The sequence below is a fragment of the Streptomyces sp. YKOK-I1 genome (assembly GCF_054660435.1).
The window spans coordinates 6,717,873-6,735,677 of sequence record NZ_BAAGDR010000001.1 but is presented as its reverse complement, the minus strand read 5'-3'; the positions used below and the strand labels follow the sequence as shown (position 1 = coordinate 6,735,677).

19 protein-coding genes are annotated in these 17,805 nt (G+C 71.1%); 8 read left to right on the top strand and 11 right to left on the bottom strand.

Features of this window, described 5'->3' with window-relative positions; genetic code table 11:
- The first annotated feature begins 23 nt into the window (after positions 1 to 23).
- Complete coding sequence (locus ACYQ8Q_RS30145; RefSeq protein ID WP_099054039.1) at positions 24 to 176, top strand: hypothetical protein; 153 nt, start codon at positions 24 to 26, stop codon at positions 174 to 176.
- Positions 177 to 250: 74 nt separating this feature from the next.
- Here ACYQ8Q_RS30145 and ACYQ8Q_RS30140 read toward each other — a convergent pair whose 3' ends face one another.
- The 3 genes from ACYQ8Q_RS30140 to ACYQ8Q_RS30130 form a co-directional block, all read right to left on the bottom strand.
- A complete protein-coding gene (locus ACYQ8Q_RS30140) occupies positions 251 to 856 on the bottom strand; it encodes a MarC family protein (RefSeq protein WP_460069206.1) in 606 nt (201 codons plus the stop codon).
- Between the two features lie 52 nt (positions 857 to 908).
- Positions 909 to 1,766, bottom strand: a complete 858-nt coding sequence (locus ACYQ8Q_RS30135; protein ID WP_460069203.1) for a PHP domain-containing protein — start codon at positions 1,764 to 1,766, stop codon at positions 909 to 911.
- A gap of 199 nt (positions 1,767 to 1,965) precedes the next feature.
- Positions 1,966 to 2,607, bottom strand: coding sequence for a DUF6758 family protein (locus tag ACYQ8Q_RS30130; protein WP_460069201.1), 642 nt, complete (start codon positions 2,605 to 2,607; stop codon positions 1,966 to 1,968).
- Between the two features lie 126 nt (positions 2,608 to 2,733).
- On the opposite strand from ACYQ8Q_RS30130, the gene ACYQ8Q_RS30125 reads away from it, so the two are divergent.
- Positions 2,734 to 3,945, top strand: coding sequence for an MFS transporter (locus ACYQ8Q_RS30125; protein WP_460069198.1), 1,212 nt, complete (start codon positions 2,734 to 2,736; stop codon positions 3,943 to 3,945).
- A gap of 83 nt (positions 3,946 to 4,028) precedes the next feature.
- Here the strand turns inward: ACYQ8Q_RS30125 and ACYQ8Q_RS30120 are convergent, their stop codons facing one another.
- Positions 4,029 to 4,613 carry a suppressor of fused domain protein gene (locus ACYQ8Q_RS30120; RefSeq protein ID WP_460069196.1) on the bottom strand — a complete coding sequence of 195 codons (585 nt, stop codon included), beginning with the start codon at positions 4,611 to 4,613 and terminating at the stop codon, positions 4,029 to 4,031.
- Positions 4,614 to 5,082: 469 nt separating this feature from the next.
- Here ACYQ8Q_RS30120 and ACYQ8Q_RS30115 point away from each other — a divergent pair, with 469 nt between their 5' ends.
- On the top strand, positions 5,083 to 6,228 hold the full coding sequence (locus ACYQ8Q_RS30115) for a magnesium and cobalt transport protein CorA (RefSeq protein ID WP_460069193.1): 1,146 nt from the start codon (positions 5,083 to 5,085) through the stop codon (positions 6,226 to 6,228).
- A 23-nt stretch (positions 6,229 to 6,251) separates the two neighbouring features.
- Positions 6,252 to 6,767: a hypothetical protein gene (locus tag ACYQ8Q_RS30110; RefSeq protein WP_460069191.1), complete on the top strand. Its 516-nt coding sequence runs from the start codon at positions 6,252 to 6,254 to the stop codon at positions 6,765 to 6,767.
- A gap of 264 nt (positions 6,768 to 7,031) precedes the next feature.
- Here the strand turns inward: ACYQ8Q_RS30110 and ACYQ8Q_RS30105 are convergent, their stop codons facing one another.
- The gene (locus ACYQ8Q_RS30105) at positions 7,032 to 7,781 is read right to left on the bottom strand and encodes a hypothetical protein (protein ID WP_460069190.1); all 750 of its coding nucleotides are present in this window, start codon (positions 7,779 to 7,781) and stop codon (positions 7,032 to 7,034) included.
- Positions 7,782 to 8,001: 220 nt separating this feature from the next.
- On the opposite strand from ACYQ8Q_RS30105, the gene ACYQ8Q_RS30100 reads away from it, so the two are divergent.
- From ACYQ8Q_RS30100 to ACYQ8Q_RS30090, 3 genes are read left to right on the top strand one after another with little or no spacing between them, the layout of a single operon-like run.
- Entirely contained in the window at positions 8,002 to 9,333 is a 1,332-nt protein-coding gene (locus ACYQ8Q_RS30100) for a magnesium transporter MgtE N-terminal domain-containing protein (protein WP_460069188.1), read from the top strand.
- Positions 9,323 to 9,937, top strand: a complete 615-nt coding sequence (locus tag ACYQ8Q_RS30095; RefSeq protein WP_460069186.1) for a DUF1003 domain-containing protein — start codon at positions 9,323 to 9,325, stop codon at positions 9,935 to 9,937. Before ACYQ8Q_RS30100 ends, ACYQ8Q_RS30095 begins: the two co-directional genes overlap by 11 nt.
- 43 nt (positions 9,938 to 9,980) lie before the next feature.
- Positions 9,981 to 11,114: an Mrp/NBP35 family ATP-binding protein gene (locus tag ACYQ8Q_RS30090; protein WP_460069184.1), complete on the top strand. Its 1,134-nt coding sequence runs from the start codon at positions 9,981 to 9,983 to the stop codon at positions 11,112 to 11,114.
- A 45-nt stretch (positions 11,115 to 11,159) separates the two neighbouring features.
- On the opposite strand, the gene ACYQ8Q_RS30085 is transcribed toward ACYQ8Q_RS30090, so the two are convergent.
- The 5 genes from ACYQ8Q_RS30085 to sigE all read right to left on the bottom strand — a co-directional run bounded on the left by ACYQ8Q_RS30085 (position 11,160) and on the right by sigE (position 16,271).
- Positions 11,160 to 11,819: a hypothetical protein gene (locus ACYQ8Q_RS30085; protein ID WP_460069183.1), complete on the bottom strand. Its 660-nt coding sequence runs from the start codon at positions 11,817 to 11,819 to the stop codon at positions 11,160 to 11,162.
- A 138-nt stretch (positions 11,820 to 11,957) separates the two neighbouring features.
- The gene (locus tag ACYQ8Q_RS30080; protein WP_460069181.1) at positions 11,958 to 12,404 is read right to left on the bottom strand and encodes a sec-independent translocase; all 447 of its coding nucleotides are present in this window, start codon (positions 12,402 to 12,404) and stop codon (positions 11,958 to 11,960) included.
- Between the two features lie 226 nt (positions 12,405 to 12,630).
- Complete coding sequence (locus ACYQ8Q_RS30075) at positions 12,631 to 14,535, bottom strand: S1C family serine protease (protein WP_460069178.1); 1,905 nt, start codon at positions 14,533 to 14,535, stop codon at positions 12,631 to 12,633.
- Between the two features lie 90 nt (positions 14,536 to 14,625).
- Positions 14,626 to 15,576, bottom strand: coding sequence for an anti-sigma factor family protein (locus ACYQ8Q_RS30070; protein ID WP_460069175.1), 951 nt, complete (start codon positions 15,574 to 15,576; stop codon positions 14,626 to 14,628).
- Positions 15,573 to 16,271: an RNA polymerase sigma factor SigE gene (gene sigE, locus ACYQ8Q_RS30065; protein ID WP_055635246.1), complete on the bottom strand. Its 699-nt coding sequence runs from the start codon at positions 16,269 to 16,271 to the stop codon at positions 15,573 to 15,575. The genes ACYQ8Q_RS30070 and sigE overlap by 4 nt, the downstream gene beginning before the upstream one ends.
- A gap of 260 nt (positions 16,272 to 16,531) precedes the next feature.
- Between sigE and ACYQ8Q_RS30060 the strand changes: the two genes are divergently transcribed.
- Positions 16,532 to 17,206, top strand: a complete 675-nt coding sequence (locus ACYQ8Q_RS30060; RefSeq protein WP_460073552.1) for an O-methyltransferase — start codon at positions 16,532 to 16,534, stop codon at positions 17,204 to 17,206.
- Positions 17,207 to 17,302: 96 nt separating this feature from the next.
- Here the strand turns inward: ACYQ8Q_RS30060 and ACYQ8Q_RS30055 are convergent, their stop codons facing one another.
- On the bottom strand, positions 17,303 to 17,470 hold the full coding sequence (locus ACYQ8Q_RS30055; RefSeq protein ID WP_003966491.1) for a DUF3117 domain-containing protein: 168 nt from the start codon (positions 17,468 to 17,470) through the stop codon (positions 17,303 to 17,305).
- Positions 17,471 to 17,805: the final 335 nt, after the last annotated feature.

Here is a 17,805-nt window from a genome sequence, read left to right as displayed (position 1 = left end):
TGACCAGACGAAGGGAGAAGCCCGTGCGCTTCGAAATCATGCGACTCGACGACGTCGACGGCACGCCCGTGGACAGCACCGTTGTGGACGCCGCCTCCGTCAACCGGATCGTGCAGGACGCCGCCGCCATCGGGCAGCGGCTGTGGATCCGACCGGCCGACTCCGCGGCCTCGTAGTCCGCGGGACCTTACACACTTCAGAGCCCCGTACGGCGCCGATCGCCGTACGGGGCTCTGCGTGTGCACGCCGGTCAGCTCGCGCGGACGACCTGGGTGACGCCGTTGATGATCTGCTGCACGGCGATCGCGGAGAGCATCATGCCCGCGAGCCGGGTCACCAGGACCACTCCACCATCCTTGATGACGCGGATGATCAGCAGCGAGTAGCGCATCACCAGCCACAGCACGACATGGACGGCGAGGATCGCCGCCCACACCGACGCCTGCATGGCGACGCTGTCGGCCTTCTGCACGGCCAGGATGACCGAGACGATCGCGCCCGGCCCGGCCAGCAGCGGCATGCCCAGCGGCACGAGCGCCACGTTGACGTCCTTGGTCTGCTTCGGCTCGTCGGTCTTGCCGGTGAGCAGGTCCAGTGCGATCAGCAGGAGCAGCAGCCCGCCCGCGATCATCAGCGCGGGCACGGAGACGTGCAGATAGCTCAGGATCTGGTGCCCGAGGAGCCCGAAGACGGCGATGACACCGCCCGCGACGCAGACGGCCTGGAACGCCATCCGCTTCTGCACCTTGCCGGGACGTCCGGCGGTCAGGGCGAGGAAGATCGGGGTGATCCCCGGGGGATCCATGATGACAAACAGGGTCAGGAACAGGGAGCCGAAGACGGCGACATCGAACATCAGTACAGAGGCCTTGCGGGAAAGAGGGAGGGCGGACGGGCGGAGGCGATCCTCAGGCCCCGCCGGTCCCCGGCACGGGGAACGCCCCGGTGGCACGCCGGGTGATCTCCCCGTACACCTCGGGGTCGGTGGTGTACTCGCCGAGCACACAGGTCTTGCGGCTGCCGTGGTAGTCGGAGGAGCCGGTGACGAGGAGCCCGAGGTCCTTCGCCAGTCCGCGCAGCCGGGCGCGGGTGTCCTCGTCGTGATCCATGTGGTCGACCTCGATGCCGTCGAGGCCGGCGGCGGCCAGCTCGGCGATCGCGGACTCGGGGACCGTACGGCCGCGCTTGCTGGCGCCCGGGTGCGCGAAGACGGCGACCCCGCCCGCACCCTTGACCAGCCGGATCGCGTCGAAGGGGTCCGTCTCGTGCTTCTCGACACAGGCCCGGCCGCCGTCGGCGAGCCAGTCCTGGGTGAAGGCGTCGCTCACGCTGGGCACGACCCCGAGCTCGACCAGCGCGGTCGCGACATGCGGGCGCCCCACGGAACCGTCACCGGCGATCCGCTCGACCTGCTCCCAGGTGACGGGCACGCCCAGCCCCTGGAGCTTGGCGATCATGCCGCGCGCCCGCGGCACCCGGTCGTCCCGCACCAGCTCGCGCTCGGCGAGCAGGGCGGGCTCCTCGGGGTCGAAGAGGTAGGCCAGCATGTGCATGGAGACCCCGTCGATCCGGCACGACAGTTCGGCACCGGTGACCAGGGTGAGCCCTTCGGGCAGCGCGCCGATCGCCTCCGCGTACCCGCGGGTGGTGTCGTGATCGGTCAGCGCGACGACGTCCAGCCCGGCGGCGGCAGCGTTCCGCACCAGCTCGGCGGGCGTGTCCGTGCCGTCGGACGCCGTGGAGTGGCAGTGCAGATCGATACGCACGAACGAACTCCCAGCGGGACGACATACGGAAGGGACGCCTCAGCATAGCCCAGATTCGAACACCCGATGTCACACCCGAAAGGAGGGTTCACCCCCTACACCCAGGGCGCGGGCAACACCCTCAGGGGCGCGGGGAACTGCGCGACCAGCCACAGCACACCCGCACCCGCACCCGCACCCGCACCCGACAACGCACCCCCTACGGCTTGAGCAACCGGGGCGACAAAGCCCCACACGGCACCAGCTCCACCTCCGCCCCCGCATCCCGCAGATCCGTCAGCACCAGCTCGTCGTACATCAGCAGCCCGGCCTGCTCGGGCCACATCACCGCCCACAACCACAGCCCGCGAGCCTCCCCCGCGAACACGGCCCGGTCGTCCGGCACCCCGGAGACATGCCACAACGGCGTGGGCCGGCCGACGGCCAGCACCTTCGCCTGCGCGGGTTTCTCGACGCTCATGTACGGCCCGGGGTCCGGCCCGTCGACCCCGGCGTACCGCGCACCGAGCCCCACCCCCAGCTCCTCCGCGACGAGAATCAGCTCGGCCACCCCGCCCAGCGGGCCGGGCCCGGAGCAGGCGACGGCGGTCGCGCGACCGCCGCTGCGGTCGTCACCGGCGTACGTCACCCCCGTGAACAGCCACCCGACCGGCAGGGGCCACGGCATCCACACGGGCACCTGGGTGCGGTGCACCACGACACTGAGGGCCTCGACGCTGGGCGGGATCACGGGCTGGAGTGGATGCACCGTCCCGTGCACATCGCACTGCCAGGAGTCGGAGAAGAGTCCGGGAGCCCTGACCCGGCCACCACACTTCGGGCAACTGGGTTCGCCCCTCATAGGGCCCCACGGTCCTACCCGAGCTGGCCCACGTCAAGGACGATCCCCCGTCCGGCCGGAACGGGTTCACCGGGAGAAGATACATGCAGCTTGCATTAATTAGCCGACCTAACTTATCGTGTGTATATGCCAACTATTTCCGGTCTTCTGCGTCAGCCCAGGGCGGTGTGGGCGACGGCCGGCGCCTCCGTCGTCGCCTTCATGGGCATCGGACTGGTCGACCCGATCCTGCCGTCCATCGCGCAGGGTCTCGACGCCACACCCAGCCAGGTCTCCCTGCTCTTCACCTCGTACTTCCTGATCACCGCGTTCGCCATGCTGGTGACGGGCTTCGTCTCCAGCCGGATCGGCGGCCGCAGCACCCTGCTGCTCGGGCTCGCGTTCGTCGTGGTCTTCGCGGGCCTGGCCGGCACCTCGGACTCGGTCGCCGAACTCGTCGGCTTCCGCGCCGGCTGGGGCCTCGGCAACGCCCTCTTCGTCTCGACGGCCCTCGCCGTCATCGTCGGCGCGGCGGCCGGCGGCAGCGCCGCCGCGATCCTGCTGTACGAGTCCGCCCTCGGCCTCGGCATGGCCTGCGGCCCCCTGCTCGGCGCGGTGCTCGGCGACGCCAGCTGGCGCTACCCCTTCTTCGGCACCGCGGTCCTGATGGCGGTCGGCTTCCTGTGCGTCACCGCGTTCCTGAAGGAACAGCCCAAGCCCGCCCGGAGGACCTCGCTGCTCGACCCGGTGAAGGCGCTCGGCCACGGCGGCCTCGCCTCCGCGGCGGCCTCGGCGTTCTTCTACAACTACACGTTCTTCACCGTGCTGGCCTTCACCCCGTTCGTGCTGGACATGACCCCCTACAAGTCGGGGGCCGTGTTCTTCGCGTGGGGCGTGCTGCTCGCCGTGTTCTCGGTGGTCGTGGCGCCCCGGCTGCAGGAGCGGTTCGGCTCGCTGAAGGTGCTCGGCGGCTCGCTGGTGCTGCTCGCGGCCGATGTGCTGGTGCTCGGCTACGGCTCGCACACCACGGCGATCGTCTGCACGGTCCTGTCCGGCGCGTTCATCGGCGTGAACAACACCGTGTACACCGAGCTGGCGCTGGGCGTGTCCGACGCGCCGCGGCCGGTGGCGAGCGCGGGCTACAACTTCGTGCGGTGGTTCGCCGCGGCGGCCGCGCCCTACTTCGCGCCGAAGATCGAGGAGTGGACCGACATCCATGTCCCGTTCGTGGTCGCGGCGGTCACCGCTGTCCTCGGCGCGGTCGTGGTCGTCGTACGGCGGAAGGCCCTCACGCACGAGGTCGAGGAACTGACGGTGCGACACGCCACCGAGGACTCCGTCGGCGCGTTCGCGAACTGACGGGCCCACGGATCACCGGGGCGCCCGGGGCTTTGCCAACCGAAGCTTTTCGGCCACCGGTTGGTGACCTTCCTCACGAAGCGTCAGTCGAGCGGGACGGACCTGCGGGCGGGATCCCGGAGATCCGTCCCGTTCGTCAGCCAGCGCTCCTGGAGGGCCTGGGCGCCGTGCACCCGCTTCCAGGCGGCCTCGTTCGGGGTCATGGGCAGCAGCGGGAGGAAGCGGACCGGGTCCAGCGGCTCGTCCAGGTCCAGGTCCCCGACCAGGCCGCCCGGCTCGGCGACCAGGACCGAGGTGAACGGGGCGCCCGGCCACAGGGGTTCCCCCACGTCCAGGGATGCGCCGGGCGCCACGACCACCCCCTCGACCTGCGGAGACGCGGCGAGCACGGCCAAGGGGCGGAGCACCTTGTCGGTCTCGGCCAGTCCGCCCCGCACGGAGAGGACCAGCTCGACGCGGGGGCCCTTGACGGGGTCGGCGAGCACCGCGGTGGGGTCCGTCATCGGCTGCGCGGACATGCCGAGCGTGGCGTAGCGGACGATGTCGCCCTCGTGGAAACGGAGCACCTCGATACGGTCCGTACCGAGGAAGGTGACCGCCGCGCGGGCGTCCGGCTCGCCCAGCGCCATACGCAACCGGGCCTCGACGAGAGGAAGAACATCAGCCATGTCGCGAGCATAGAACTCGTCAGTACCGGGCAAAGCAGCGCCTTGACACTTCAGGTGGCTGATACTCTGGGCCGGTGGTTCGGGGCAGCACGCAGAAGCGTCGCGATCTTGCCTCGACGCCGATGGGACTCCCTTACGAGGGACCGGCTGGAGGAGGTGGGGCTGTCATGGATCGAAGTCACCCGTGCAGTACCACTCGCTCTTCCGGCCGCTGATGCAGCTTCCCTTGGGTTCCGGCTGACCGCCGCCTTTCCTGTTCGCGTCTTCACGCGGAAGAGCACTTCGTTTCGTTGTGCCTGATCTGTCTGATCTGAAGCAGTAGCTGAATCAGCAGCGAAACTCGCCACCGCGACGGTGCGGTGCTCCCCGCTTTGTGGACGTGCCAAACATCCGAAGCAGGACGTCCCCATTCCGGGTAGTTCCACCCGTCACAACGGCCTTTCGTTGCCCGACGCGAAGGAGCCCTGCCATGTCGATGATCCGCGACCTGCGTGCCGTGGTCCGTCCCGCCCGTCCCTCCCTGCTCAAGGGCAGCGTCCGCAAGGGCGGGGTCCGGGTGGACACCGGCGCCTACGACACCACCCGTGACCCCGCGATGCCGTCGGCCGTCGTCGACTGCGCGGTCTACCGCGACGGCTCCCGCGTGGAGTTCGGGCACGCGCTGACCCCGCAGGAGGCCATGCGCCAGGTGCGGCGCGACGGCGGCTTCGTGTGGATCGGGCTGCACGAGCCGACCGAGGCCGAATTCTCCGGTATCGCGGGCGAGTTCGGACTGCACCCGCTGGCCGTGGAGGACGCGGTGCAGGCCCACCAGCGCCCCAAGCTGGAGCGCTACGACGACTCCCTGTTCACCGTCTTCAAGACCATCCACTACGTCGAGCACGACCGGCTGACCGCCAACAGCGAGGTCGTGGAGACCGGTGAGGTCATGTGCTTCACCGGCAAGGACTTCTTCATCACCGTCCGGCACGGCGGCCAGGGCTCCCTGCGCGCGCTGCGCCACCGTCTCCAGGACGACCCCGAGCTGCTCGCCAAGGGCCCCTCGGCCGTGCTGCACGCCATCGCCGACCACGTCGTCGACGGGTACATCGCGGTCGCCGACGCCGTGCAGGACGACATCGACGAGGTCGAGACCGAGGTGTTCTCGCCGGGCCGCAAGGGCACCCCGCGCGGCACCGACGCCGGCCGGATCTACCAGCTCAAGCGTGAGGTGCTGGAGTTCAAGCGGGCCGTCTCCCCGCTGCTGCGGCCGATGCAGCTGCTCAGCGAGCGGCCGATGCGGCTGGTCGACCCCGACATCCAGAAGTACTTCCGGGACGTCGCCGACCACCTCGCCCGCGTCCAGGAGCAGGTCGTCGGCTTCGACGAGCTGCTCAACTCGATCCTCCAGGCCAACCTCGCGCAGGCCTCCGTCGCCCAGAACGAGGACATGCGCAAGATCACGTCCTGGGCGGCCATCATCGCCGTACCGACGATGGTCTGCGGGGTGTACGGCATGAACTTCGACTACATGCCGGAACTGCACTGGAAGTTCGGCTACCCCGTCGTCATGACGGTCATGGTCGGGATGTGTGTCGGCATCCACCGCACCCTGAAGCGCAACGGCTGGCTCTGAGCACGGCTGGATACGCTGAGCCCATGACTAGCGAGCAGCTCGACCAGGCCCTCGTCGAGGAGGCCACCAAGAAGTCCGGCCTCATCTGGGTCCGGGGCACGGGCGAACCGGCCGCGCGGGCGCTGTGGCACGTGTGGCACGAAGGCGCGGCCTGCGTCGTCGGCGACGGGCCCGGCGAGCAGCCGCTGCCGGGGCTCTCCGGGGGCGGCACCGCCGAGGTGACCGTGCGCAGCAAGGACAAGGGGGGCCGGCTGGTCTCCTGGACGGCCGCGGTCGTCCAGCTCGCGCCGGGGTCCGAGCCGTGGGAGGCGGCTGTCGCCGAGCTGAAGGGCAAGCGGCTGAACGCGTCCGACGGTGAGGCCATGCCGGAGCGCTGGGCGCGGGAGTGCCGGGTGCTGCGGCTGGAGCCGACGGGGGGTGTGCTGCCGTTGCCCGACGGGGATCTGGCAGCCCGGCCGGTGCCTTCGCCGGCCACTACGCGGGAGGCGATCCCCGCGGGGTTGCCGAAGTTGTTGGTGCGGCGTCGGCGGAAGGGCTAGGGCGTGTTGCGAAAGTCCCGTCGTCCGCCCGGAGGGCGGGCCGACCGGCGTCCGGTGCGTGCTCTCGGCGTGCCGGGCGGAAGCCCTCGTACTGGATGTACTTGGGTTTTCGCCCGGTGCGGCGAGAGTGCGTGCCGGGCGTCGGGCGGCAGGCGGGACTTTCGCAACACGCCCTAGTTCCTCGGGTGCGGGACGGTGGGGGCTGGTCGCGCAGTTCCCCGCGCCCCTGAGGGAGCGCGCTGCGCGCGCCTCCCTCAGGACCGTCTACGACGTCGGGAGCTGTTTGCCGTAATCCACCGTCTCGCCCTTCCGGGGCTCCTCCAGGGCGAAGTCCTTGCCCCAGGACGAGAAGGTCAGGGTGCCCGCGCCGCCTGCCCGGACCAGGCGCAGGGGGTACGGCTCGCCCTCCAGGGAGACGTCCAGGGTGCCGCCGTCGCCACCGTCCCCGGTGATGCGGATGGTGCGCGTGCCGGACTGCTCGTGGTGGCCGTCCGTCTTCACCGAACCGTGCAGGGTCAGCAGACCGTCGAGAAGGAGGTCCTTGTCCGTGAAGACGCTGAACTTCTTGTACGAGGGGTCCCCCGACGGGACCTTCACATACTTGCCGTCGAGCTTGTCCGCGGCGGCCGTGTCCTTGGCGTCGTCGTCGGACGTGCCGTCCTCATGGGTCCAGAACGCCGAGTCGGCCTTCAGGAAGAGCTGCTCGCCGACCCGCAGCAGATGGAAGGTGGCCCCCTCCGAGGTCACCGACCCGGTGCCGCCGTCCTCCTTCAGCCGCATGTCGAGCTTGTACGTACGGCCGCTGGTGACCACGGTCCCCGACAGCTGCACCGCGTCCACCGCCCCGGCGGCCGTCTTGGTCTTCGCCTGGATCTGCGCGGCGGGCAGCTTGCCCACCCCGTTCGTGCCCGCGTCCGGATCCTCGCTGCACCCCGCTCCCAGGCCCACGACCAGTGCGCACAGCGCGCTCACCAGCGCGGCCCGGCGGGTACGGCTCCGGGGATTCGCAGTCACAGAGAAGGCCGCCTTTCTGCGGGGGTGTACCGAGCGGCGTACGGCAGCGTACCGGGGTCCCGGACCGTCCTTGGAACGGGTCCGTCCGGACCGCTCACCAGGGCATATCCGATCGGGACGGGCTAGCCTGAAGCCCGCAGGAGCGGGCAATTGGGAAGGCGGTCCGGAAAACGAGGCCAGCCGCACCGCAGTACGCAAAAGGAAGCAGGGAACCACAGTCATGGCAGCCGGTGCCCCCCGGATCTTCGTCTCGCACCTCGCCGGTGTCCCGGTCTTCGACCCCAACGGCGACCAGGTGGGCCGGGTGCGCGACCTGGTCGTCATGCTGCGCGTCGGACGCCGTCCCCCGCGGCTGCTCGGCCTGGTCGTCGAACTGTCCACCCGGCGCCGTATCTTCCTGCCCATGACCCGGGTGACCGGCATCGAGTCGGGCCAGGTCATCACCACCGGCGTGCTCAACGTCCGCCGCTTCGAGCAGCGGCCCACCGAGCGGCTCGTCTTCGGGGAGCTGCTCGACCGGCGCGTCACCCTCGTCGAGACCGACGAGGAGGTCACCGTCCTCGATGTGTCCGTGCAGCAGCTGCCGGCCCGCCGGGACTGGGAGATCACCCGTGTCTTCGTCCGCAAGGGCAGGAAGGGCGGCGCCTTCCGGCGGGCCAAGGGCGAGACGCTCACGGTCGGCTGGTCGGCGGTGACCGGGTTCTCCCTGGAGGAGCACGGACAGGGCGCCGAGAGCCTGCTCGCCACCTTCGAGCAGCTGCGCCCCGCCGACCTCGCCAACGTCCTGCACCACCTCTCCGCCAAACGGCGCGCGGAGGTCGCCGCCGCCCTCGACGACGACCGGCTCGCCGACGTCCTGGAGGAGCTGCCCGAGGACGACCAGATCGAGATCCTCGGCAAGCTGAAGGAGGAGCGCGCGGCGGACGTCCTGGAGGCCATGGACCCCGACGACGCGGCCGACCTGCTGGCCGAGCTGCCCGAGGCGGACAAGGAGCGGCTGCTGAGCCTGATGCAGCCCGACGACGCGGCCGACATGCGACGGCTGATGTCGTACGAGGAGCACACGGCCGGCGGTCTGATGACCACCGAGCCGATCATCCTGCGCCCGGACGCCACCGTCGCCGACGCCCTCGCGCGCGTCCGCAACCCCGACCTGTCCCCGGCGCTCGCCGCCCAGGTGTACGTCTGCCGTCCGCCCGACGAGACGCCCACCGGCAAGTACCTGGGCACGGTGCACTTCCAGCGGCTGCTGCGCGAACCGCCGTACACGCTGGTCAGCGCGGTCCTCGACGACGACCTGCAGGCGCTCGACCCGGAGGCGCAGCTCCCGATCGTCGCCGGGTTCTTCGCGACGTACGACATGGTCGCGGCGCCCGTGGTGGACGAGGCGGGAGCGCTGCTCGGCGCGGTCACCGTGGACGACGTACTGGACCACATGCTGCCCGAGGACTGGCGGGAGACGGAGTTCCACCTGAACGACGAGGCGGACGACGAGGGCGGCGGCCAGGCGGGCGGCGCGTCGGGCAAGGGGGTGGTCCCCCATGGCTCCTGAGCGCGACGGCACACGGGAGAACGCGCGGGAGCGCACCCCCTCCGGCGCCACCGCGACCACCCGCCCGCGCGCCCGGCTCGACCAGCCGCGCCCGCCCCGGCGCCGGCTGGTGCCCGAGTGGGACCCGGAGGCCTTCGGCCGGCTGTCCGAGCGCATCGCGCGCTTCCTGGGCACCGGGCGGTTCATCGTCTGGATGACGGTCGTCATCATCGTGTGGGTGCTGTGGAACGTCTTCGCCCCGCACGACCTGCGCTTCGACAACTACCCCTTCATCTTCCTCACCCTGATGCTGTCCCTCCAGGCGTCCTACGCGGCCCCGCTGATCCTGCTCGCGCAGAACCGGCAGGACGACCGCGACCGCGTCAACCTCGAACAGGACCGCAAGCAGAACGAGCGGTCGATCGCCGACACCGAGTACCTCACCCGGGAGGTGGCGGCGCTGCGGATGGGTCTGGGCGAGGTCGCCACCCGCGACTGGATCCGCAACGAGCTGCAGGACATGCTCAAGGAGCTGGACGACCGGCGCGACGGCCACGGAGGTCACGAGGGCAAGGTGGTATTCCCGGCAGATCGGTTGCCGGGACGTGACGCAGACGACCGCTGAGGGGCTGGCCGCGGGCCCCCGGGAGCGCCGTACCATCGTCCTTATGGCTAGCGAAGACGCGGTGCGCGAGGCACTGGCGACGGTGAACGACCCCGAGATCAACCGACCCATCACCGAGCTGGGGATGGTCAAGTCGGTGGAGATCGGCGCGGACGGAGCGGTCGCGGTCACCGTGTACCTGACGGTCTCGGGCTGCCCGATGCGCGAGACCATCACCCAGCGGGTGACCGAGGCCGTCTCCGGCGTCGAGGGTGTCACCCGCGTCGACGTCACGCTCGACGTCATGAGCGACGAGCAGCGCAAGGAGCTGGCGAACGCCCTGCGCGGCGGTCAGACCGAGCGCGAGGTCCCCTTCGCCAAGCCCGGCAACCTCACCCGGGTCTACGCGGTGGCGTCCGGCAAGGGCGGCGTCGGCAAGTCCTCGGTGACGGTGAACCTGGCGGCGGCGATGGCGGCCGACGGTCTCAAGGTGGGCGTGGTCGACGCCGACATCTACGGCCACAGCGTGCCGCGCATGCTCGGTGCGGACGGCCGTCCGACCCAGGTCGAGAACATGATCATGCCGCCGTCGGCGCACGGTGTGAAGGTCATCTCCATCGGCATGTTCACGCCCGGCAACGCCCCGGTCGTCTGGCGTGGCCCGATGCTCCACCGCGCACTCCAGCAGTTCCTCGCGGACGTCTACTGGGGCGACCTGGACGTCCTCCTCCTGGACCTCCCGCCCGGCACCGGCGACATCGCGATCTCGGTGGCGCAGCTCGTCCCGAACGCGGAGATCCTGGTCGTCACGACGCCGCAGCAGGCGGCGGCCGAGGTGGCCGAGCGCGCGGGCGCGATCGCCGTCCAGACGCACCAGAAGATCGTCGGCGTGGTCGAGAACATGTCCGGCCTGCCCTGCCCGCACTGCGGCGAGATGGTCGACGTCTTCGGCACGGGCGGCGGTCAGCTCGTCGCGGACGGCCTGACCCGCACGACGGGCGCCACGGTCCCCGTCCTCGGCTCCATCCCGATCGACGTCCGCCTCCGCGAGGGCGGCGACGAGGGCAAGCCGGTGGTCCTGACCGACCCGTCCTCTCCGGCGGGCGCGGCGCTGCGGGCGATCGCGGGGAAGCTGGGGGGACGGCAGAGGGGCCTTTCGGGACTCTCCTTGGGGATCACCCCGAAGAACAAGTTCTAGTACGACGAAGGGGTGCCCTCCGCGATGAGGGCACCTTTTTCATGGCTACACGTACTCGGCGATGTCCTTCACCACGGAGAACCCGAGCCCATACGCGCTCATCCCCCTCCCGTACGCCCCCAGGTGCACCCCCTGCTCGGTGGACCCGGCCAGCACCCACCCGAACTCCGACTCGCGGTAGTGGAACGGCGTGGGCACACCGTCCACCGGCAGGGAGAGGCTCGACCACTCGGCCCCGGCGAGGTCGTCCGCCAGCGCCCACGCCGTCTCCGTCTGCTGGTCCAGCCAGTCGTCCCGCAGACTGTGGTCCATCTGACCGGGCCAGGTGAAGGACAGCAGCCCCACCCCCGCCAGCCAGGCCGCCGAGGACACCGAGGTGGCCTCCAGGAGCCCCGTGCCGTCGGCGCTCCTGCGGGACGGATTGGCGGCGACGGTCACGACGACCGCGAACCTTCCCCGGTCCTCCCCGGCCGTCTCGTGCCGTACGGAGGGTTCGTCACCGTGTCCGATGGAACCGTGTTCGACGGCCCCGTCGGCCGCCGTCCCCACCTGCATCAGCCAGCGCGGCCCCGTGAAGGCCTCGTCGAGGCCGTACCACGGGAAGGGCGCCTCCAGGTAGCCGTCGACGGTGCGCCGAGCGGAGGGGAGCTGCTGTCCACCCTCCGCGGCCGGCGCCTGTTCGACTGCCCGACTCGTCGTCTCCATGCCCGGACGCCTCCTCGCTCTCGACGGAACGGTCCGGCCCGCCCCCCTTCGGGCGTACTCGTCCGCTCCGCACAACAACCAGGCAGCATAGCCACCCGGTCGCGAACTGCGGGGAAGGCGGCCGTCAGGCGGCGAAGATCACGTGGCGTCGAAGTCGAAGGGCGGGCGGTCGTCCTTGCCCGGCTCCTCGGGCTTCTTCGTCATGTCGATGCGCCCGCCGGACGAGGAAGACGAAGAGGAGGACGAAGAAGAGGAGTCCGTGTCGCGGCCGTGGACGGCCTCGGTGACCTCGGCCATCTCCTTCTTGATGTCGAAGCCGTTGCGGATCTCCTTCAGCCCCAGCTCGTCATTGTCGAGCTGCTTGCGGATGAAGGTCTTGGGGTTGAGGTCCTCGAACTCGAAGTCCTTGAACTCCGGCCCCAGTTCGGCGCGGATGTCGTGCTTGGCGCTCTCCGAGAACTCACGGATCTTCCGGACGGTGCGCATCACGTCCTGGATGACCTTCGGGAGCTTGTCCGGACCGAAGACGAGCACGGCCAGGACGACGATCGTCACCAGCTCGAGCGGTCCTATGTCATTGAACACCTGAAGCTCCTTGGGATGTCCGCGGTCCTCGGCCCTCGGCGGTCAGGTCAGGTCTTCCGTGGTCCGGGCCGGGTCCACGGTACCTGTCACACCTGTCCGACCGGTACTGTCCCGCGCTGCCCGACCGGGTGCACACGGCCGGTTTTCCGCGTTGTTTGCCTTGTCGGAGGGGGTTTCGGGGTCCGGCCTGTGAGGTTTCTGTCAATCCCTGTGCACAGCCTGCTGCTCAGTCACCCTCAGCCGATCCCAAGACCAGGGAGAGCGTCCGTTCCCTGCCGTCGCGCTCGACGGTCAGTTCCAGGCGGTCGCCGGGGCGGTGGGCGCGGGTCTTGACGATCAGCTCGGTGCCGGAGTGGACCCGGGCGCCGTCGACCTCGGTGATCACGTCCCCGGCCTTGATGCCGGCCAGCGCGCCGGGGCCGCCCGGAGTGACCGGGGCACCGGCGTCGCCGCCCTTGGCGCTCACCCGGGCGCCGTCGCCGGCGTAGTCCAGGTCGAGGGTGACACCGATGACCGGGTGGGTCGCGTGACCGGTGTTGATCAGCTCCTCGGCGACGCGTCTGCCCTGGTTGACGGGGATGGCGAAGCCGAGGCCGATCGAGCCGGCCTCGCCGGTGCCGGAGTCGGAGCCGTCGGCGGCGGAGCGGATGGCGGAGTTGATGCCGATGACCCGGCCCCGGGAGTCGAGCAGGGGGCCGCCGGAGTTGCCGGGATTGATGGGGGCGTCGGTCTGCAAGGCGTCGACGTACGACACGTCGCTCGCGTCGCCGCTGTCGCCGCCGGCCGTGATGGGGCGTTCCTTGGCGCTGATGATGCCGGAGGTGACGGTGCCCTCCAGATCGAAGGGGGCGCCGATGGCGACGACCGGGTCGCCGACCTGGACGCCGTCGGAGTTGCCGAGCGGGAGCGGACGCAGGCCGCTGACGCCCTTGACCTTGACCACGGCGAGGTCGTAGCCGCTGTCCCGGCCGACGACGTCCGCCTTCGCGGTCTGGCCGCCGTTGAAGACGACGGTTATCTCGCCGTCGCCGCCCGCGGGCTCGACGACGTGGTTGTTGGTGAGGATGTGGCCGCTGGTGTCGAGCACGAAGCCGGTGCCCGTGCCGGACTCCTCGCTGCCGCTGACGTGCAGGGTGACGACACTGGGCAGGGCACGGGCCGCGATGCCCGCGACGCTGTCCGCGGCACGCCCGGTGGGCTCCGCGGACGCCTGCGGCAGCGTCACGCCGCCGAATCCTCCGGTGCGCTCCAACTGAGCCCCCACGACGCCACCGAGCACCCCGGAGGCCAGCGCCAGCGCCAACGCACCCCCGACGATCCGCTGCCGCCCCTGCCGCCGCCGCTCCCCCGCACTGAGCACACCGCCCCCGCTCTGCTGCAACACCCCGACGGGCACGGGGGCCCAGGGGTCGTAGCGATGCCAGGGGTTGTCGGAGGGGGTGGGGGGTGTGGGATCCGGGACGGCCACAAAGGCCTCGGGAGCCGAGAGGGGCACGTGGTCGGACACGGCGGGCGCGGAGGGTGGGAGCGGCGCCTGGTCGGGCGCGGAGGGTGGGAGCGGTGTCAGGTCGGGCGGGGCGGCCAGGGAGGACGGGAACGGCACCTGGCCGGGCGCGGCGGGCGCGGAGGGTGGGAGCGGCACCTGGCCGGGCGCGGCAGCCCCGGAAGACGGGAACGGCACCTGGCCGGGCGCGGAGGGCGCGGAGGGTGGGAGCGGCGCATGGTCGGGTGCGGCGGGCGCGGAGGGTGGGGGCGGTGTCGGCGGGGCCGTGGCAGGGTCGGGTGTGATGCCTTCCGGTGCGGCGGCCGGCGGCTCGGCAGGCTCCGGCGCGGGCTGCGCCGGGGGCGGGGTGGGCGCCTGTGTCTGTTGGTGTGCGTGTGTGGTCGCCGGGTGCTGGACGGGTGGGGCCGGGGCCCAGGGGCCCGGGTGGCCGTAGGGCGGGGTGCTGTAGGGGTCGGGGTCGTGCCGTGGCCTGGGCGGCTCGTCGGGCGGTGTCACGGCGGCTGCGTCATCCGCGGCCGCCCCGCCCCCGGTGTTCAGGGGCAGGTCCAGCTCGTAGTCCCCGGTGCCCGCGCCCGCCTCCTCGGCCTTGCCGCCCGAGGCCCCCTCACGGGGCGTCCCCTCGTCCATGCTCTCCCCACAGTCGGACCCGGTCATGGCAGGGTGAACCCCGCCTCCTGGATTCAACCAGGTTCATGTCGGACCGGCGCAGGGTCCGGTTCAGCGGAGGTAGTGCGAGGGCGGGGAGGCGACGGGGGCGGAGGTGGCGTCGGGGACGGGCCCGGCGAGCAGGCCGGGGCCGGTGATCTCGGGGGCGGTGGCCCAGGAGCTCACGGCGATCGGCGGGGTCGTACCGAGCGGACGTATCAGCGGGGACATGGCCGCCGCCCCGGCCATCATCGGGGTGGTGAGCCGGTGCAGGACCGTCTGCTCCGCACGGCCGGAGGCCGGGGAGGGCACGCCGGGCAGCAGCGGGGCGGAGACCTCGGTCGGCGCCGCGGGGGTGCCGAGGAGCTGGCCGCCCTGGGCGAGCAGCGGTCCGGTGGCCCGGCGCCGCTGGTTCTCGGTCGTCGCGGAGCCCGAACCCGGGGTGCGGGCCGGGGTCACATTGCTCCCGCCGCTCCCGCCGCGCGCGTCCGCCGCGGTGTCGACCGGCGCGCCGGTGTTCATCCCGCCGAGGGCGATCGCGGCCAGCGACACCGCACCGGCGGCGACGAAGGCGAAGCGCAGCCCGCGGGACCGCTCGCCGTCCCGGCCGACGGGGTGGATCCGGAAGCCTCGGTCGGCGGGTGCCAGCGCGGAGCCGTGGTCGCTCGTGGGCAGATAGCCGAAGGAGAACGGCTCCTCCCGGCTCACCCCGAAGACACCGTCACCGAAGCCCGACCTGCCCAGCGGCGTACCGCCGCCGTCCGGGTCACCTCCTGCGGGGAGCCCCTGGAGACGGGCCAGGAAGCTCTCGGAGGGGGCGGGCGGGGCCACTTCCGCGAAGACGTTCTTCAGCCGGCGCTGGGCGTCGACCTCGGCCTTGCACTTCGCGCAGGTCGCCACGTGCGCGAGGACGCGCTCACGGGTGTCATGACCGAGTTCGCCGTCCACGAGGGCGGAGAGCCGGTCTCCCAGATGCTGTTCTGCGAGGAGCCCCTCTGCGGGGGTACGCCGGGTTCCAGTCACGCGGTCGCGCCCCCTCCTCCCAGAGCGGGCACCCGGGACACGAAGGAGCGGCGCTCGGCGCGCGCCTTCGGGGAGCGGTGGGCGAGGGCCTTGCGCAGCTGCGAGCGGCCGCGGTGGATCCGCGAGCGGACCGTGCCCAGCTTGACGCCGAGGGTCGCGGCGATCTCCTCGTACGACAGTCCTTCGATGTCGCACAGGACCACCGCGGCGCGGAACTCGGGCGCGAGGGTGTCGAGGGCCTGCTGGACGTCCGCGTCGAAGTGGGCGTCGTTGAAGACCTGCTGCGGGGTGGGCTCCTTGCTGGCCAGCCGCTCGGCCGCGTCCTCGCCGAGCGCGTCGAAGCGGATGCGCTGCTTGCGGCGGACCATGTCCAGGAACAGGTTGGTGGTGATGCGGTGCAGCCAGCCCTCGAAGGTGCCGGGCGTGTAGGTCGACAGGGAGCGGAAGACGCGGACGAAGACCTCCTGCGTGAGGTCCTCGGCGTCGTGCTGGTTGCCGGTCAGACGGTAGGCGAGCCGGTAGACCCGGCCGCTGTGCATGCTGACGATCTCCTCCCAGGTGGGCGGAGTCCACGCCTGCCCGTCCGCGTCGGTGGAGAAGGTCGCGGTCTGGGCGTAGTCGCCGGCGTGACGGTGGTCAGCGGTGTCGTTCACGGATTTCGGCCTGCCCGCCGATCCGAGAAAGCGCCGCAGCACTCCTCCCCGATCCACAGGCGCAGCCGCACCTCCCCTGTCGGCTCTGGTGGTGTCCAGTGGAGCCCCTACCATAGCCACCTCGCCCGTTAGCTCCGGATAAGCGGTTTTACGAGAATTTGATCTGTGCTGATACGGCTCATACGGCTGCGTCAGCACTTGCTCGACGTCTCGTCCCTCGTCGTGATCCAACTGTGTCCCCCGCTCGTCGTTCCCACCCCTTCAAACGCCTGGTCCCATCTGCGGGTTCCCGGCACCAACGGATACAGTCACGCCGAGGCAACCAGCGGGGACAGGAGAGGGTCATTACCGGCAACCGGCAGGCAAGCTGGGCGTTCGCCGACGCCTACGCCGCCGAGGACGACGCGCTGCGCTGGGCCCGTGACCGGGCCCGCGAGGCAGGGCTGCGCTCGGTGTCGCCCAGCACCGGCGCCGCGCTGCGGCTGCTCGCCGCCACCGTGGACGCGAAGGCGGTCGCGGAGATCGGTACCGGCACCGGTGTCTCCGGGATCCACCTGCTGCACGGCATGCGCCCCGACGGGGTCCTGACCACGGTCGACCCCGAGCCGGAGCACCAGCAGTTCGCCCGGCAGGCCTTCCGCGCCTGCGGCTTCGCCAGCAACCGGGCCCGGTTCATCCCCGGCCGCGCCCTCGACGTGCTGCCCCGGCTCGCGGACGCCGGCTACGACCTGGTCTTCTGCGACGGCGACCGGCTGGAGTTCCTCGACTATCTCGCTGAATCGTTGCGTCTGCTGCGCCCGGGCGGGCTCGTGGTCTTCGAGGGGGTCTTCGCCAACGGCCGCACGGTCGACTCGGGCCCGCAGCCCACGGAGGTCATACGGATCCGGGAGCTGCTGCGGGCGGTGCGCGAGAGCCAGGAGATGGTGCCGTCCCTGCTGCCCGTGGGCGACGGGCTGCTCTGCGCGGTCAAGCGCTGAGCACTGGGCCGTACGGGCGAGGCGGCCCCGGAAAGACAGCGGCCCCGGCACCCAAGGGGATGCCGGGGCGGCTGAAAGGATATGGTCGCTTGCGCGTCAGCCGACGACCTTCTTGAGGGCGTCGCCGAGCGCGTCGGCCTCGTCAGGGGTCAGCTCGACGACGAGCCGACCGCCGCCTTCGAGCGGAACGCGCATGACGATGCCCCGCCCCTCCTTGGTCACCTCGAGCGGGCCATCGCCCGTCCGCGGCTTCATGGCCGCCATGCTCGTTCCCCTTCCTGAAACCAGCTCACGTCAAAAGCCGACGGCCCTGGCAGGGCACGCGCGATCCAGCGTGGGACACGCGACACCGGCATCGAACACATTGCTTCCCGGCCATTATCCCGCATCTCAGGACCCGATGACCAACATCAGTAGGCATCGCTTGGGCAACGCGCGCGAGCAAAACCACTCAATTCGGCGATGTGACTGCGATACTGCGCCGCCGCACGGTCACCCCGGGTCCGTGAACCGCGTCGAATTCTTTGACGCAGGTCACACGTCACGTCCGGTCCTCGGACGCCATGCTGTTCTCTGGTGACCGAGCGGACACACAAGCC